This window comes from Citrobacter sp. S46_ASV_140, assembly GCF_018919545.1.
GTDB classification, from domain to species: Bacteria; Pseudomonadota; Gammaproteobacteria; order Enterobacterales; family Enterobacteriaceae; genus Citrobacter; species Citrobacter braakii.
Map to the genome: position 1 here is coordinate 1 of NZ_JAHLRC010000019.1, position 15,933 is coordinate 15,933.

Sequence of the window (15,933 nt, forward strand, 5' to 3'; positions counted from 1 at the left end):
CGTCTCTTATTTCCAGAACTATGTGCTAAAGCTCGATTTTTACGGCGAAGACAACAAGTTTGAGACCAGTCTCGATCTGTCCGGTAATGAAGCCACTTCCGGCGGCGGTCTGAAAGGCAAAGCCGAAACCAAGTTTGAATCCAGCTTCTGGGACGACGTTGAGGATATGGCGGATAAATTCGTCTCCAGCGGCGTTTACAGTATTTTCAAAGACGCCTCGATTCTGACGATCACCGCGCGTCCTTCGGAATATCACGCGCTGAATGAGTCACTGAAAAAATTTCAGGCGGATAACACCCGTCAGTTTGTCGTGACTTACAAAATATTCACCCTTGATAAGCGCAAAACGAAAGAGCTGGGCGGTGGGGTCAATATGACCTTCAACGACGGAACCTCCTCTTTTGGTATCGACAGCTCAGAAATGCTGATGAAGCTCTCCGGCGGCTTAACCGCAGGCTGGACCAATCAGCATATGAATATCAGCTCTCAGTTGGATGCCCTGTACGAACTCACCGGCAGTAAGGTGATCCAGAGCGGTTCGTTTATTACCCGTAATAACATCCCTATTCCGCTCAACATGACCACGTCGCAATATTATGTCTCCAGCCGTACCAGGGAACAAGATTCCAATACAGGAGACGTCAGTACGGAGGTGGAAACCACGGAACTGGTCACCGGCACCAGCTTTATTCTTACCCCGCGTATCTTAACCGACGGGCGAATTGAAGTGGCCAGCGGCTTTACCAAGCGCTACCTCAACTCAATCGATACCTTTGATGAAGTTCAGTTGCCGTCGGTAAGCACGACGGAAATGTTTAACATTTCCACAATTACGCCGGGTAGCCTGCTGCTGGTCAGCAAATACGAAGCGAAAGAGGATTCTGACGGTCAGGGATGGTCGGTGCTGGCAGGCTCAGTTACCAACAACGAACATGTCGAAACCGTGGTGATGGTAGTCGGTATTGATAATTACCGTGCCCCAACGCAGACCCGATGAGGGCATCATGCTTAAGCACTTATCAGAAAATCGGGTATTAATTGATCTGGTCTGGAGCTACGAGCCCACCTCTCACGAACCTTATTATCTTGACTGGCTGGCACATATACGGCGAACCCATCGCCAGTTAACGATCTTGTCGGATGAAGGGGAAATGGTTACGGGTTTCTGTACTAAACACTCCACCTTATATGAGCCTTTCGCTCTGTGGATGAAAGCCCTGTACGGTAACGGTATTTATTACTATGAGCAGGCGGAAAGCTACTATTTCCTGATTATCTCGCACGGTGTTCCCGTTTCGGGCAGCGACCGTCTGGTCTCCAGACGCTTCTGGATGAAGCTGAAAGAGCAACTGAAAGAATCGCCACAGTATGCGGATCTACCGTTAATTCAGTTAACGGAACAGCACATTGAGGCGGTGATTGAAGGCTGTACTGAACATCAGCGGCGGCAGAAAAAGCGGCGACAGATGATGATCGGCGCTCTGATAGCAGGCGGCATCGTATTTTTACTGGTGTTTATGACACTACTGAAATTATTTATAAAAGGATGAGAACGTGGCGGTCTCTGAAAATCTCTATTTCTGGAAGCGTCGTAATATAGGGGGCGGTTCTACCGGGCGAGGAGGTAATATTATCGTCTGGGTTGTTACGCTACTGATTTTATTAGCTGGCGGCGGCGGATCGGGCTATTACTATTTTATCTGGAAACCGGAGCAGGAACGATTGGCCAGAGTCCAGGCTGAACAGGCTGCCCGCCAGCAAAAAATCAAAGCTATCGAAGATTTTTATCGCAACTCGCTCACGGGCGGCAGCATTTCTGATGCCAGCCTGCTGCTGGAGCAGCTCTTGCTGGCGAATAAAAAACTGTCGCAGGTGGGCTTTGCGCCAAAAAGTATTGAATGTACCAGTACGGGCTGTTCACTCAGCTATGCGCTAAATCCAGGACGGATATTTAGCGTGGCCGATATTAATCTCTGGGGCAAAACCTGGTCGCCCAGTTTTTCAAAAAACACGCTGGACTATACGGGCATTGAGTCCGGGATGAATAAACACCCATGGCTCATCGCGTGGCAGAGTAAAAACACGGTCAATCTGCCGGTCTGTACCGATGTATTAAGTTATATCAGCACCTGGAACTCATTAGGCGGACGAAATACCGAACTGGTATTAACGGGGATGCCCTCCTCTGCCGTCGGGCAAAATGAAAGCGCGCTGAAAAGTGCGGTAACGTCATTCGGCATGCTGTTCGCCGGTTGGACGATCACCTCACCGACCAAAATGGATTTCTCAGGCGTGTCGTTGGTGTTGAATAAACAACCCTTTGCCGACGCGTTTATTATCAAATCAATCGTATTCAATGAAAACTCAACGCTCGTTACCGGAGGACTGGCATGCAAAAAGGGAAATTAATCATTGCGGGAATAGTGTTGACGCTTTCACCTGCTCTTTACGCCGCAGATACGGCAGAAATCATCCCCGCGCAGCAGGTTGTGCAAGCGGAAGGCACGCCGCCGTTAAGCGACGTATCGCCGATGCAGGATCACGTTGTTGAGATGATAGAAAAAGATTTCAACTTCGAGAGCCAGTACCGCGAGCTGGCGAATCAGCTTGCGCTGGAAAAAGTCCGCAGCGAGCTGCGTAAGCTGCGCGGTGAGAAAAAGGCGGATAGCGCAGCGGTTATGCCGATGAGCACCGCCAGCACAATGGATGATATTAGCGCTTCCCCAGGAGCAACGTCAGAATCTGCGCCAGGGCTGCGGCCGCTGCTGATTTCCGAAATCGCGGGCCAAAAACGCGTGGCGATTGCCGGCGCCGACGGCGGCGTGAAGATGGTGCCGCTGAATCAGCGTTTTAGCTACGGCGGTTATGACTATATTGCGCGTCATAACAAGGCAAATGACGTGACGGTCGAGGTTGTGGGTAAGTGATCGATTATATCCAGTTTAACGAGGAGAACATTCATTCTCAGGAGTGGCAATTCCAGGAGTATGACGGCGATATTCTGGTTGCTGAGCATGCGGATGAAGCCTGGTTACTGGTATCCACGCCTTTGATTGATAATCTGGCACCAATGCAGGCGGTGTGCCACCGCCTGCAGGTTTCCCATAATATTCAGGTTAAGGGAATAGCGCAGGTTACTGAGAAAAATTATTACCTGATCGTTGAACAACTGCTGTCGGCGGGAAGTAAGCTGCTTGAGCAGGAAAGCAGTAACACACAGCTTGCGCTGGAAGAGATGCTGAAAAAGGCCGTGGGGTTAAAGGCCAGCGACCTGCATATCACCCGTAATGATATGGTGGCGAATATTGAGCTGCGCATTAACGGCGTGCTTTGTCCGTTTATACAGATGAAGGCGTCACGCTGCGATGAGCTGGTGTTCGTGCTCTACAACGTTGAGGCAAGCACCCGCGACACCACCTGGAACCGCAATATTGCGCAAAACGCCAATATCCTCTATTCGCTGGCGGGGAAAAGCTACCGCTTCCGCTATGCGCACTATCCGATATTTGGCGAGACCAGCGATTGCTATCACGCGGTATTGCGTATTATTCCATCGGGTCTGGACAGAGCCAGCGTCGCGAGCCTGGATAAGCTTGGCGTTTCCGATGAGGAAATTAGCGACCTCAAAAAGATCCTGAGTAACCCCTACGGCGCATATATTATTGCCGGAACAACCGGTTCGGGAAAATCCACCACCCTGAAAAATCTGATGGAGTGGATGCAGATCAACCGCTACGACAATCGCGGCTGTTTTCTGACCGTAGAAGATCCGGTCGAATATCAGATCTATGGCGCGACGCAAAGTTCGGTATTAAGCGGCGAGTCAGGAGGATTCCATTCGGCGATCAAATCCTCGCTGCGTCGCGACCCGGACGTACTGATGGTGGGGGAAATTCGCGACAATATCTCTTCTAACGCGCTGGCCGGGGCGGTGGAAAGTGGTCACTACTGCTTTACCACCGTGCACGCAGGCAACATCGTTTCGTTATTGCAACGCTTATCCGCGCTCGGTATTACCAGCGATAAGCTTTCAACGCCGGGCTTTATTGCGGGCTTACAGTGCCAGAAGCTAATACCGGTACTGTGCCCGCAGTGTAAAACGTCGTTACAGACCACCGCCATTAAGGGACGCGAGTTCCAGCTTTATGAAAAAAACGCTGAAGGCTGTCCGGCCTGCAAACACACCGGTATTGGCGGACGCCAGTTGGTGATGGAGTATTTGCTGCCAGTGTATGACGAGCTGGAGGCCATTGCTGAACAGAAGTGGCTTAAAGTTTATACCGTCTGGCGCGCGAAGCGATTAAAACAGACCGGCCTGAGCGAAGGATTCGAAATTAAAGAAAAAACGATGGCGGCGGTACTTCAGGGACGCGTGTGCGCGACCTGGTTTCAAATGGAATTTGGGCAAGTCGTTCAGGAAGAGCTGGAGGTAATAGTTGAAAAAATTCGGTAAGAAACAGCGTATTTATCTTTATCAGTTTTGCGCAGACATGATTAACGCTGAACTTCCGCTATATGACGCGTTGCAAAAATTACGCGCGGAAGGGGAAAAACTGCTCGGCAAAGGATTTGCTAAACGTCTGGAAGAGCTAACTGCGAAAATGGCGAAAACCACCTCCATTGCGATGGTTTTCGAGGGGCTGGTCCCTGAATCTGAACTGAGCGTGATTAACGCGGCGGAGCGCAGCGGCAGCCTGGCCGACGGCTTTATCACCCTGGTAAACGTGATTAATTATAACGACGAGCTGCGCAAGAAAATCGTCGGTGCCATCACCTTCCCGCTCATTATGCTGGTCCTGTCGCTGGTGGTGATTGCGGGTTATGCCTATAAGGTGTTCCCGGCTTTTGAAAGTGTTGTACCGGTTGAAAAATGGCCTGGCGTCACCAGCGCGCTCTATATTTTTGGGATGGCGCTGTGTAAAGGGCTGTGGATATATATCCTCGTTGGTTTTATTGCGCTGGTTACCGTGATCAAAATAGCAATGGGCAAAATGACCGGGAATATTCGTAATCAGTTTCTTGACCGGATTATGCCGTTCTCAACGTATAAGCAGTTGACTGCCTCTATTTTTCTCAACAACCTGGCGCTGATGTTAAAAAACGGCATTCCGCTCAATGATGCACTCAGCATTATTAACCTGAACTCCAGCCGCTGGCTGCGCTGGCACCTGGCCGGGATGCAGAAGAAAATGGCGGCGGGCGTCAGCTATGGGGAGGCGCTCAACTCGGGTTTACTGAACACGGAAACGCTGCTCAATATCAGTCTTTACGCCGCGCTACCTTCGTTTAATGAGGTGCTGCTGGCGGTATCGAATAAATCACGTGAACACATTCGGGAATATATCACTAAACTTTCCGGGTTATTAAAAGCGCTCTCCACGCTGATATTAGGCGGTTGCGTAATATGGGTTTTTGCCGCGTTGTTTTCGCTCAGCGACAAGCTGGCGGCGATGGGCGCCAGCGGTTCTTTTTAGGAAAATTAAATCATGGATCTATTAATGCCATGGATGGTGGCTATTTTTATCCCACTTGGATTGCTGTTTGGCAGCTTAGCCAACGTGATTATTTATCGTCTGCCGCTGATGCTTGGCGTAATAGATGAGGATGATTCAGAAGGGGCGGCGGTTAATTTGTGGTGGCCGCCGTCGCACTGCCCTGCCTGTAAATCGGATATTAAGCCCTGGGATAATATTCCGGTTCTCAGTTGGCTGTTACTGAAGGGCAAATGCCGCCAGTGCGGCATTGCGATCCCGGTTATTTATCCGATTTCTGAACTGGCGATGGGGTTGGTATGGGGGGCGCTGGCCTGGTTTTACCTGCCGCAATGGTCACCTCAGCTCGCGCTGGCATATGCGCTGTTGTTTATGGTGCTCTACAGCGCGGCGGTTATCGATTTTAAACATCTGATTCTGCCGGACGCGCTGGTCTTCACCTTGCTCTGGGGCGGGCTGCTGCTTGCCGCATCGGGCTACTCCATGGTGCGGGTGAAGGACGCAGTTTACGGCGTCGCCGCCGCCTGGCTGCTGCTGTGGGGCGTGATGAAGCTGTGGGAGACGTTGTGCAAACGCGACGGTCTGGGCTACGGCGACGTCAAGCTCTACGCCGCCTGCGGGGCATGGCTTGGCTGGCAGCGCCTGCCGGAATTACTCTGCTTTTCGGCGCTGGCCGGGCTGCTGTTTTACGTCTGCGTGCGGTTCTTTTATACGCAAGAGGATGACAAACATCGCTTTTATATTCCGTTCGGTCCGGCTATCGCGCTGGTCGCGTTTTTACTGCTGCTCTGACGGGGGTCGATCGTGTCGTGTCTGATATGGAGCGTATGGCTAACAATAGCGCCGCTGGCGACGACCAGCTGCGAGCAGGCCTGGCAGCAGGCTTTCGTTCCGTCATTACAGGTGGCGCAAGTGTGGTCAGAAGAGAACCTGCAGATATCGTCCAGCGCTGCGGCGGTGGTTGATGATAACGCGCCGGTACGCTTTATCTGGCCCGTGGCGAAGCGCCAGATCAGCTCAGGATTTGGACAACGCCTGCACCCTGTGCTGGGGCGCATGATGCAGCATAAAGGGATGGATATTCCTGTGCCATTCGGCAGCAGCGTGCATGCAATTGCCGACGGCGAAGTGGTGGAGAGCGGCTACGGTCGCGGCACCGGATACTTTATCACTCTCCGTCATGCAGACGGCTGGCTGAGCCGCTATTTTCATCTCGCCTCTGCGCGGGTGCGTAAGGGCGAAAAGCTGACGGCGGGCGAAGAGATCGCCGCATCCGGCAGCAGCGGTTTTAGCACAGGTCCGCACCTGCATCTGGAAATAGCCTGGCGGGGCGTGGCGCTCGACCCACAGCCCTTGCTGAACAACACCCCGCTGCTGGCGCGCACCGGGCGGGCGTCCACGGAAGAAAAATCCGACGCTCAGCCTAGGGTGGTGCTGGTTTCTCAGGGACCGGGCGGAACCCGGATTACCATCCGGTTTAACAACAAAACGCGCACCGTGGCACCAGGTAGTATGGTGTTTGGCAACTATCAGGTCGTGCTGTTGCGCAGTGGTAAATATCAGATTATTTCCGCTGTATAACAAGGAGCTACACAATGGAAAAAAAGAAAAGGATCGCTTTATCGGCGGGGTTGCTGGCGGCAGCGCTGCTTTTTAACCCTGGTGTGTTGGCAAGTGACGACACTCAGGAGCCAGAGAACAGCAAAGGGCATTTTGGCTTTCTGCCTCCGCAGCCACCGCTGAAACTGCCGGGATCACATTATTTTCTCGTTAAGGTTTCGAGTGATTTTAACAGTCTGGGTATGCCATCGCCTGGACGCTATCAGACCACAGGCGTGAATGTTTACTGGAAAACCAAGGGCGTCGATCAGGAGCGGGGGCGTCCGCGATTTTCTTTTATTGGACCAAATCTGCCAAATTGTCCATTTTCGTCCGGTGCGCCCTGTAGCGTTACTTTGGCTAATGCTGAAGGCGATCCTGATGAGAGCGCAGCCCATGATAAAAAACTGTATCAACTAGGATCATCGGAACATCTGGAAGGGTTAGTCTGGGTTTATTCTGACACCGGTGCGACTAATGGAAACGATTGGTTTGGTTCCCCCTCACAGAACGATGACTTTCATTGCTACGACCCAGCGCTATATCGTACTGATTATAGCAGGAGAACGCGATTTTTTCGGGGGTTTTATTGGGGATTTAAAGATTGCGGAAATAACATAGAAAACAAAGCAGACATCGTGTTCGATTCTAATGGTCAGTTTGTTCGCACGACTGAGCCTGATAATGATGTCCAGCTTTCTGCTATGTTCAATACGCAAGATCCAGAACTCTGCGGAGATGCGGGTTCCTTATACTGTGGTGGTTATCAACGCCCCGGTACTGCGGGAGGTAAACCCAGCGGCTATATCTATATCCCCAGTAATAATCTGGAGTATATGATTATTGAGGTAATGGGGTTTGAAGCTAGACAGGGTAATCCAGGTGCTCAGTATACTTTCCCCATTATAGCGATGAAATATACCAGCGTGAGTCCAGAAAACTATGAGATGGAATTTATCTCAACGCATGACTCGGATAACTCGAATCCGCCCCCCATTCTGAAATCGTTTTATCAGAAAGGTTTTACCTCTTACAGAAACATGAATCCAGAGGCATCCAACCTCCACTTGAATGAACCGGAACGTAACGACAGCGACGGATACGGTCGCATTTTGGATTTCAGAAATATTGACTATCTGGAGGTGGACATTAAATCTGTCGCCCATATGGAGATACATGGTGACCCCCCCATGGCAAGGGATAATTACACGGGTTCGGGTAGGGGCGGAGTCGGGGTTAGTCTTCGCAAATATGACTGGAAATGTTCAGAAGGCCCTGAAGTAGTCCCTGACGGGGCAGAACTTAATGGGGCAACAGAAGAGGAATACCTTAAGGCTAATTGTGCCTACAAGATGCGCTATTAATTGCTGACCGGCGGCGTCTGCGCCGTATGAATTAAATTTTTCCCCGCGAGGTTCACACGGATGTGAACCTCGCTTTTTATCTTTGAACAGGCTTTTCCTGCTCTGACTGGTGGCGTTAGTACGCGTTCACCACGACCCACATCGGGCCCTGCCCTACCGCATAACGCCCCTTCTCTGCCAGCAGCCCCTGCTCGCCAGCAATCTCATACACCGCGATATGGTGCGATTTTTGCCCGGCCGCAATCAGGTATTTACCGCTGTGATCGATATTAAAACCGCGCGGCTGAACTTCAGTAGGCTGGAAACCCTCTTTGGTCAGCACGCTGCCATCTTCAGACACGCTAAAGATCGTAATCAGGCTGGCGGTACGGTCACAGGCGTACAGATGACGACCATCCGGTGTAATGTGAATATCCGCTGCCCAACGGGTATCAGTGAAATCAGCAGGCATCATATCCAGCGTCTGCACACACTCAATCTTGCCGTACGGATCTTTCAGCGCCCAGACGTCAACGGAGCTGTTCAGCTCATTCACACAGTAGGCAAATTGCTTATTCGGATGGAACGTCATATGACGCGGGCCAGCACCTTCAACGGTGGTCACTTCTGCCGGTTCCTGCGCCACCAGATGTCCATCATCGCTTACCTCAAACAGACAGATACGATCCTGTTTCAACGCCGGAACCCACAGGATACGGTTATCCGGTGAGATGTTGGCCGAGTGGCAGCCGTCCAGACCTTCAACCACGTCAACCTGTTCCACCGGCAGGCCATCTTCCAGACGCGTGACGCTCACGCTCCCGGCGTTATAAGAGCCGACAAACACGAAACGTCCCTGATGATCGGTAGAAATATGCGTCGGGCTACCCGGCAGCGCAGACTCCGCCGCGAAGGTCAGCGCACCGTCATCAGGCGCAATGCGGTAAGCCAACACGCGAAACTCCGGGCGCACGCCAACATAGAGGTAGCGCTTATCCGGGCTGACGACCATCGGCTGTACCTGACCCGGCACATCAACCACCTGCGTCAGCGTCAAAGAACCATCATGATTCAGGCTCCAGACGTGGATTTGCTGACTTTCAGGGCTGGCGGTATAAACGGTTTGCTTCATGAATACTCCTTTGCTTTTTGGCAGGTGGCTGCAATTGCCTGACACACGCCTAAGGTAGACGCTTTTAACGGTGAATGCTTAATTAAGGCGCAGAATTTTGTCCTGCTCCCGTCTCGGTGTACCATTCCAGCAGACAAAATTCTCAACCTTAATCTGGAAATAACTATGACCGCACGCGTGATTGCCCTGGATTTAGACGGTACCCTGTTGACCCCGAAAAAAACCTTGCTGCCATCCTCTCTTGAAGCGCTCGCGCGCGCCAGAGAAGCAGGATACCAACTTATCATTGTCACAGGTCGCCATCACGTTGCTATTCATCCTTTTTATCAGGCACTGGCGCTGGATACACCTGCAATTTGCTGCAACGGCACCTACTTGTATGATTATCAGGCAAAAACGGTACTGGAATCCGATCCCCTTCCGGTAAACCAGGCATTACAGCTGATCGAAATGCTGGATGAACATCAGATCCACGGGCTGATGTATGTGGATGAGGCCATGCTGTATGAGCGCCCAACCGGGCATGTGGTGCGTACCGCTAACTGGGCGCAAACCCTGCCGCCGGAACAGCGCCCGACCTTCACCCAGGTGCCTTCGCTGGCGCAGGCCGCACATGACGTTAACGCCGTCTGGAAATTTGCCCTCACCGACGAAGATATTCCGAAACTGCAGCAGTTTGGTAAACATGTTGAACAGCAGTTGGGGCTGGAGTGTGAATGGTCCTGGCACGATCAGGTCGACATTGCCCGTAAAGGCAACAGCAAAGGGCGACGCCTTACCCAGTGGATTGAAGCACAGGGCGGGTCAATGGAAAACGTCATTGCCTTTGGTGACAACTTTAACGATATCAGCATGCTGGAAGCCGCAGGTACCGGCGTGGCGATGGGTAATGCGGACGACGCGGTCAAAGCCCGCGCCAACATCGTAATTGGTGACAACACCGCCGACAGCATCGCGAAATTTATCTACTCCCACCTGCTGTAATCACGCGGTAATCGATACGCTCTTAATTTGCGCGTACAGCCACAGGCCAGGTTTGATACCCAGTTCATCCCTGGCCCACGGGCTGATCCTCGCCCACAGCGTTTTACCGCCCACTTCAAGCTGAACCTCCACCTGACCATTATCGTCATAGCACTGCGCGACTTTCGCCCGCAGCACGTTACGAATACTGGTCTGCTGCGGCGGTTGAAGCACCAGCGAAACATCAGATGCCTGAATACGAATACGCAGCGCAGTTTGCAGCGGTTGATCCAGCTTATTGACCCATAGATGCTGATCGCCAAGCGCCAGTGCAGTCATTGCGTAATGTGGATGATGTTCCAGCACGCTGACTTTCAGAATGCTGCTTTGCTGTTCCTTTGGTAGCCACGGGTGCATCACGCTGCTGCCCCAGACATCTTCCAGCGAACCGAACGCTTTGACCTGCCCGTTTTCCAGCACCATCACTTTGTCTGCCAGGTGCAAGATTTCATCGAGCGAGTGGCTGACGTACAGCATCGGAATATTAATTTCACGCGCCAGGCGTTGCAGGTAAGGCAACAGTTCGCGCTTACGCGGGATATCCAGTGAGGCTAACGGCTCATCAAGCAACAACAGTTCCGGCGCGGTAAGCAGCGCCCGACCGATGGCTACGCGCTGTTTTTCACCGCCAGAAAGACCGCCAGGCAGACGGTCAAGCAGCGATTCAATGCCCAACAGGGCCACCAGCTTATCAAACTGTCCGGCCATACTTTTCGCCATACCGTAACGCAGGTTGCCGCGCACTTTATAATGCGGAAACAGGCGCGCATCCTGGAAAACATAGCCCACCCGGCGTTTTTCGGGCGTTAAACAGATACCGTTCTCGACGTCGTTCAAAACCCGTCCGTTAAGCACGATGCGCCCGGACTGCGGCTGCGTCAGGCCGCTAATGGCGTTAATCAGCGAGGTTTTACCCGCGCCGGAAACGCCAAAAATAGCGGTGATCCCACTGGCTGGCAGCGTTTCGTTAAGCGTCAGGCAATGCGTCCCCAGCGTCTGGGAGAAATTAAGTTCCAGCATGATTACCGCCCCGTCCGTTCACGGCTAATACGCGCCAGCCATTCAGAAATCAGCAGTGAAATCAGCGCTAACACAATAGAAATGATACATAACCTTGCCGCCGCGCTTTCGCCGCCGGGGGTCTGGATCAGGGTATACATCGCCGATGGGATAGTGCGGGTTTCGCCAGGAATGTTGGAGACAAAGGTAATCGTTGCGCCAAATTCCCCGAGGGAACGCGCGAACGCCAGCACCGTACCGACAATAATGCCGGGCAGCATCAGCGGTAAAGTAATCGTCACAAATACGCGCCAGCGTCCAGCGCCCAGCGTGCGGGCCGCCTGCTCCAGCTTGACATCGACACCTTCCAGCGCCAGACGAATAGCCCGTACCATAAGCGGGAAAGACATCACCGCCGCAGCCAGTACCGCACCGCGCCAGCTAAAGGCAAAGGTAATGCCAAACCAGTCATACAGCCATTCGCCAATGAATCCGCGGCGTCCCATGGCGACCAACAGCAGATAGCCCACCACGACCGGCGGCAGTACCAGCGGCAAATGCAGAACGCTGTCGAGCAGCGCTTTGCCCGGGAACTTGCATCGCACAAGCAGCCAGGCAAAGAAGATCCCAAACGGCAGACTAAACAACACAGCCAGGGAAGAAACTTTCAGGCTCAGTATAACGGCCTGCCATTCAGGATCGGTCAGTATCATTACTTGGTCGTAAATCCATAACGTTTAAAGATTTCAGCAGCCTGCGGTCCTTTCAGGTAATCATAGAACGCGCTGACCGTTGCGTTTTTGTGCCCATCAACAATTGCGATAGGGTATTCCACTTTTTTGTGTGAATCTTCCGGGAAAGTCGCAACAACTTTTACGCCCTTACTGGCGACAGCATCGGAACCATAGACGATCCCCAGCGGCGCTTCGTTACGCTCTACCAGCGCCAGCGCACCGCGCACATCTTCGGCAGGTGCCAGTTTCGGGGCCAGGGTATCCCATGCCCCCAATTTTTGCAGCGCTTCTTTAGCATAAATGCCCGCCGGAACATGTTCCGGATCGCCAACGGCCAGACGCCCACCATTTAACAAACGGGTCCAGTTGGTTTTGCTGTCGATGGTGAAGTCTTTCTGCGCACTGTCTTTCGGTGCGACAACCACCAGGCTGTTACCCAACAGCGTTTCACGCGTGGCGGTATCAATCGACTTTTTGTCTACTGCGTAATCCATCCATTTCTGATCGGCAGAGATAAACAGATCGGCCGGAGCGCCTGCTTCAATCTGGCGCGCCAGCGTGGAAGAAGACGCAAAAGAGGAGACAACATCAACGTTCTTCTCTTTTTTGTATTGCGTCGCAATATCCTGCATCGCGTTAGTCAGTGAAGCCGCTGCGAAAACAGTAATTTTTCCTTCATCCGCCAGCGCATGCCCGGCAACAGTAAGAGAAAGTGTTGCCCCGGCAAACAAGCGTAACCATGTACGTGCCATCTGTAACTCCCTTGCGTTTCGTTATGTAGTCGCAAATATAACGAGTAAACCAGGATTTTCCCAGTGGTTATTGATACCAATTTGAGGTTACACGAAGAAAATATCGGCAGGGAAAGCAGGATCTTGAGAAACGGTAGACAGAGAAAACGGGTTGGAAGGCGTAAAAAATATAAACGCCCGACTGAGCGGGCGTTTGGGGAATCAATGATTCTGTCTGGACTGGTCTTTTTGACCGATACCGGAGAAAATGTTGAACACTTCACCCAGTCCGTAAATCAGACCCAGAATGATGGCCATTACCACAGGTACCATGATTACGGCGAATACCAGACTTTTCAATAACTCTAACATGGTCAACTCCAGATGTAGTCCTTAGCTGTATTCTAACCACATAACGCAGAAAAGCACTCCCCTTTTGTGCGGTCGACTTTGCTCAGGCACGGTTTTCCGTCACAATACCCTCTTTTGCCAGGAGCTTGTGATGCAGGCCGAAATCCTTCTTACGCTGAAACTTCAGCAAAAACTGTTTGCCGATCCCCGTCGCATTTCTCTGCTTAAGCATATTGCGCTTTCCGGCTCTATCAGTCAGGGCGCGAAGGATGCAGGTATTAGCTACAAAAGCGCCTGGGATGCGATTAACGAAATGAACCAACTCAGCGAGCAGACGCTGGTTGAGCGCGCCACCGGCGGCAAAGGCGGCGGCGGCGCGGTATTAACGCGCTACGGCCAACGCTTAATCCAGTTGTATGATTTGCTGGCGCAGATCCAACAAAAAGCCTTTGATGTTTTGAGCGATGACGATGCGCTACCGCTCAATAGCCTGCTGGCGGCTATCTCTCGATTTTCACTGCAAACCAGCGCCCGTAACCAATGGTTTGGCACAATCACCGCCCGCGACCACGATCAGGTCCAGCAGCATGTCGACGTCCTGCTGGCCGATGGCGAAACGCGCCTGAAAGTGGCGATCACTGCGCAAAGCGGCGAGCGTCTGGGTCTTGAGGAAGGCAAAGAAGTACTGATTCTGCTGAAAGCGCCGTGGGTGGGAATCACTCAGGACGACGCCATCGCTCAGGCCGCCGATAACCAGTTGCAAGGCACGATTAGCCATATTGAACGCGGTGCGGAACAGTGTGAAGTGCTGATGACGTTGCCAGACGGCCAGACGCTGTGCGCCACCGTTCCGGCCCAAGACGCCGCAACGCTGCAAGAAGGCGCTAACGTCACCGCCTGGTTTAATGCAGACAGAGTGATTATCGCCACGCTGTGCTGAGTAGATTGACATCAGCCTGAAGAACACGTATCCCTGTTATTAATCGCTGCAAATAATGGGATATAAAATGTCATCGTTGCAAATTTCGCAAGGCACGTTTCGTCTTAGCGACACAAAAACGCTCCAGTTAAATGCGTTGACGTTAAACGCGGGTGATAGCTGGGCGTTTGTTGGCGCTAACGGGAGCGGGAAATCCGCGCTGGCCCGCGCACTGGCGGGAGAGCTGCAGCTTCTGAAAGGCGAGCGCCACTGTCAGTTCACGCGTATTACCCGACTCTCCTTTGAGCAGCTACAAAAGCTAGTCAGCGACGAGTGGCAGCGAAACAACACCGATCTTCTTAGTCCCGGTGAAGACGACACCGGGCGCACCACCGCCGAAATCATCCAGGATGAGGTCAAAGATCCCGCCCGCTGCGCTGCGTTGGCGCAGCAGTTTAGCATTTCTTCCCTGCTCAACAGGCGTTTCAAATACCTTTCCACCGGTGAAACACGCAAAACCCTGCTCTGTCAGGCGTTAATGTCCGCGCCGGATTTACTGATCCTTGATGAGCCCTTTGACGGGCTGGACGTGGCGTCACGCCGTCAGTTAGCAGAACTGCTCGCGGAGTTGCATCAGGCCGGCTTTACGCTGGTGCTGGTACTTAACCGCTTTGATGAGATTCCCGAATTCGTGCAGTTTGCTGGCGTACTTGCCGATTGCACACTGACAGAAACCGGCGCAAAAACCGACCTTCTGCAACAGGCATTAATCGCTCAGCTTGCCCATAGCGAGCGGCTGGAAGGAATTCAGTTACCTGAACCGGACGAGCCTTCGGTGCGCCGTACGTTGTCAGATAATGAGCCGCGAATTGTGCTTAACGATGGCACGGTCTCGTATAACGATCGCCCTATCCTTCACCATTTGAGCTGGCAGGTAAATCCGGGGGAACACTGGCAAATCGTCGGCCCCAACGGAGCGGGAAAATCAACTCTGCTCAGTTTAATCACCGGCGATCACCCCCAGGGCTACAGCAACGACCTGACCCTGTTTGGCCGTCGCCGTGGCAGCGGTGAAACTATCTGGGATATCAAAAAACACATCGGCTACGTCAGCAGCAGTCTGCATCTGGATTATCGGGTGAGTACCACAGTTCGCAACGTTATTCTCTCTGGTTATTTTGATTCAATCGGCATCTATCAGGCCGTTTCCGACAGGCAGCACAAGCTGGTGCAACAGTGGCTGGATATCCTTGGCTTCGATAAACGTACCGCGGATGCGCCATTTCATAGTCTTTCCTGGGGACAGCAGCGGCTGGCACTGATTGTTCGCGCGCTGGTTAAACACCCGACGTTGTTGATCCTTGACGAGCCTTTGCAAGGGTTAGATCCGCTCAATCGCCAACTGATTCGCCGTTTTGTGGATGTGCTAATCGGTGAAGGTGAAACTCAACTGCTGTTCGTCTCTCACCACGCCGAAGATGCCCCAGCCTGCATTACCCATCGACTGGAGTTTGTGCCCGAGAACGACATCTACGCCTATCGACTAACATCTCTGCGTTAGTTTTCATTGCAGGGCGTTTATCACGCCCTTTTTTTCTGCTTTTTTTCAG

The 15,933-nt window shown here is 52.5% G+C and carries 17 protein-coding genes; 12 read left to right on the plus strand and 5 right to left on the minus strand.

The features are described 5' to 3' along the window. The 9 genes from KQJ19_RS07755 to KQJ19_RS07795 form a co-directional block, all read left to right on the plus strand. The coding region (locus KQJ19_RS07755) for a type II and III secretion system protein (protein ID WP_216403520.1) at window positions 1-997 on the plus strand (997 nt) is incomplete at its 5' end. Between the two features lie 7 nt (window positions 998-1,004). Next, window positions 1,005-1,550, plus strand: a complete 546-nt coding sequence (locus tag KQJ19_RS07760) for a hypothetical protein (RefSeq protein ID WP_047497822.1) — start codon at window positions 1,005-1,007, stop codon at window positions 1,548-1,550. A 4-nt stretch (window positions 1,551-1,554) separates the two neighbouring features. After that, the gene (locus tag KQJ19_RS07765; protein ID WP_141874997.1) at window positions 1,555-2,409 is read left to right on the plus strand and encodes a hypothetical protein; all 855 of its coding nucleotides are present in this window, start codon (window positions 1,555-1,557) and stop codon (window positions 2,407-2,409) included. Continuing rightward, window positions 2,391-2,927, plus strand: a complete 537-nt coding sequence (locus KQJ19_RS07770) for a hypothetical protein (protein WP_103766051.1) — start codon at window positions 2,391-2,393, stop codon at window positions 2,925-2,927. The genes KQJ19_RS07765 and KQJ19_RS07770 overlap by 19 nt, the downstream gene beginning before the upstream one ends. Window positions 2,928-3,070: 143 nt before the next feature. Beyond that, window positions 3,071-4,453, plus strand: coding sequence for an ATPase, T2SS/T4P/T4SS family (locus KQJ19_RS07775; protein ID WP_200079702.1), 1,383 nt, complete (start codon window positions 3,071-3,073; stop codon window positions 4,451-4,453). After that, complete coding sequence (locus tag KQJ19_RS07780) at window positions 4,437-5,474, plus strand: type II secretion system F family protein (protein WP_047497804.1); 1,038 nt, start codon at window positions 4,437-4,439, stop codon at window positions 5,472-5,474. The genes KQJ19_RS07775 and KQJ19_RS07780 overlap by 17 nt, the downstream gene beginning before the upstream one ends. A 12-nt stretch (window positions 5,475-5,486) precedes the next feature. After that, window positions 5,487-6,284 (plus strand): A24 family peptidase, encoded by a 798-nt coding sequence (locus tag KQJ19_RS07785; RefSeq protein ID WP_216403521.1) that lies wholly within the window; start codon window positions 5,487-5,489, stop codon window positions 6,282-6,284. Window positions 6,285-6,296: 12 nt separating this feature from the next. Beyond that, window positions 6,297-7,073 carry a M23 family metallopeptidase gene (locus KQJ19_RS07790; protein WP_320337851.1) on the plus strand — a complete coding sequence of 259 codons (777 nt, stop codon included), beginning with the start codon at window positions 6,297-6,299 and terminating at the stop codon, window positions 7,071-7,073. Between the two features lie 14 nt (window positions 7,074-7,087). Then, window positions 7,088-8,455, plus strand: a complete 1,368-nt coding sequence (locus KQJ19_RS07795) for a hypothetical protein (RefSeq protein ID WP_047497798.1) — start codon at window positions 7,088-7,090, stop codon at window positions 8,453-8,455. Window positions 8,456-8,570: 115 nt separating this feature from the next. Here the strand turns inward: KQJ19_RS07795 and pgl are convergent, their stop codons facing one another. Next, window positions 8,571-9,566 (minus strand): 6-phosphogluconolactonase, encoded by a 996-nt coding sequence (gene pgl, locus KQJ19_RS07800; RefSeq protein WP_016156024.1) that lies wholly within the window; start codon window positions 9,564-9,566, stop codon window positions 8,571-8,573. A 165-nt stretch (window positions 9,567-9,731) separates the two neighbouring features. On the opposite strand from pgl, the gene KQJ19_RS07805 reads away from it, so the two are divergent. Further along, the gene (locus KQJ19_RS07805; protein WP_103766048.1) at window positions 9,732-10,550 is read left to right on the plus strand and encodes a pyridoxal phosphatase; all 819 of its coding nucleotides are present in this window, start codon (window positions 9,732-9,734) and stop codon (window positions 10,548-10,550) included. Here the strand turns inward: KQJ19_RS07805 and modC are convergent, their stop codons facing one another. From modC to KQJ19_RS07825, 4 genes are all read right to left on the minus strand, one after another. Continuing rightward, window positions 10,551-11,609 (minus strand): molybdenum ABC transporter ATP-binding protein ModC, encoded by a 1,059-nt coding sequence (gene modC / locus KQJ19_RS07810; RefSeq protein ID WP_016152328.1) that lies wholly within the window; start codon window positions 11,607-11,609, stop codon window positions 10,551-10,553. It abuts the gene before it with no gap. Window positions 11,610-11,611: 2 nt separating this feature from the next. Beyond that, window positions 11,612-12,301 carry a molybdate ABC transporter permease subunit gene (gene modB, locus KQJ19_RS07815; protein WP_016152327.1) on the minus strand — a complete coding sequence of 230 codons (690 nt, stop codon included), beginning with the start codon at window positions 12,299-12,301 and terminating at the stop codon, window positions 11,612-11,614. Next, window positions 12,301-13,074 carry a molybdate ABC transporter substrate-binding protein gene (gene modA / locus KQJ19_RS07820; protein ID WP_016152326.1) on the minus strand — a complete coding sequence of 258 codons (774 nt, stop codon included), beginning with the start codon at window positions 13,072-13,074 and terminating at the stop codon, window positions 12,301-12,303. Before modA ends, modB begins: the two co-directional genes overlap by 1 nt. A gap of 201 nt (window positions 13,075-13,275) precedes the next feature. After that, window positions 13,276-13,425, minus strand: a complete 150-nt coding sequence (locus tag KQJ19_RS07825) for an AcrZ family multidrug efflux pump-associated protein (protein ID WP_003023026.1) — start codon at window positions 13,423-13,425, stop codon at window positions 13,276-13,278. 130 nt (window positions 13,426-13,555) lie between these two features. On the opposite strand from KQJ19_RS07825, the gene modE reads away from it, so the two are divergent. Continuing rightward, window positions 13,556-14,344, plus strand: a complete 789-nt coding sequence (gene modE, locus KQJ19_RS07830) for a molybdenum-dependent transcriptional regulator (RefSeq protein WP_016152325.1) — start codon at window positions 13,556-13,558, stop codon at window positions 14,342-14,344. Window positions 14,345-14,411: 67 nt separating this feature from the next. Then, window positions 14,412-15,884, plus strand: a complete 1,473-nt coding sequence (modF, locus tag KQJ19_RS07835; RefSeq protein ID WP_216403522.1) for a molybdate ABC transporter ATP-binding protein ModF — start codon at window positions 14,412-14,414, stop codon at window positions 15,882-15,884. The last annotated feature ends 49 nt before the right edge of the window (window positions 15,885-15,933 follow it).

Excerpts from the sequence above, each read along its gene's own strand:
- KQJ19_RS07805 (WP_103766048.1), top strand. The coding sequence starts at position 9,732 with ATGACCGCACGCGTGATTGCCCTGGATTTAGACGGTACCCTGTTGACC.
- KQJ19_RS07760 (WP_047497822.1), top strand. The coding sequence starts at position 1,005 with ATGCTTAAGCACTTATCAGAAAATCGGGTATTAATTGATCTGGTCTGG.
- KQJ19_RS07795 (WP_047497798.1), top strand. The coding sequence starts at position 7,088 with ATGGAAAAAAAGAAAAGGATCGCTTTATCGGCGGGGTTGCTGGCGGCA.
- KQJ19_RS07775 (WP_200079702.1), top strand. The coding sequence starts at position 3,071 with ATGCAGGCGGTGTGCCACCGCCTGCAGGTTTCCCATAATATTCAGGTT.
- modA (WP_016152326.1), bottom strand. The coding sequence starts at position 13,074 with ATGGCACGTACATGGTTACGCTTGTTTGCCGGGGCAACACTTTCTCTT.
- KQJ19_RS07770 (WP_103766051.1), top strand. The coding sequence starts at position 2,391 with ATGCAAAAAGGGAAATTAATCATTGCGGGAATAGTGTTGACGCTTTCA.
- modF (WP_216403522.1), top strand. The coding sequence starts at position 14,412 with ATGTCATCGTTGCAAATTTCGCAAGGCACGTTTCGTCTTAGCGACACA.
- modB (WP_016152327.1), bottom strand. The coding sequence starts at position 12,301 with ATGATACTGACCGATCCTGAATGGCAGGCCGTTATACTGAGCCTGAAA.
- pgl (WP_016156024.1), bottom strand. The coding sequence starts at position 9,566 with ATGAAGCAAACCGTTTATACCGCCAGCCCTGAAAGTCAGCAAATCCAC.
- KQJ19_RS07785 (WP_216403521.1), top strand. The coding sequence starts at position 5,487 with ATGGATCTATTAATGCCATGGATGGTGGCTATTTTTATCCCACTTGGA.
- KQJ19_RS07825 (WP_003023026.1), bottom strand. The coding sequence starts at position 13,425 with ATGTTAGAGTTATTGAAAAGTCTGGTATTCGCCGTAATCATGGTACCT.
- modC (WP_016152328.1), bottom strand. The coding sequence starts at position 11,609 with ATGCTGGAACTTAATTTCTCCCAGACGCTGGGGACGCATTGCCTGACG.
- modE (WP_016152325.1), top strand. The coding sequence starts at position 13,556 with ATGCAGGCCGAAATCCTTCTTACGCTGAAACTTCAGCAAAAACTGTTT.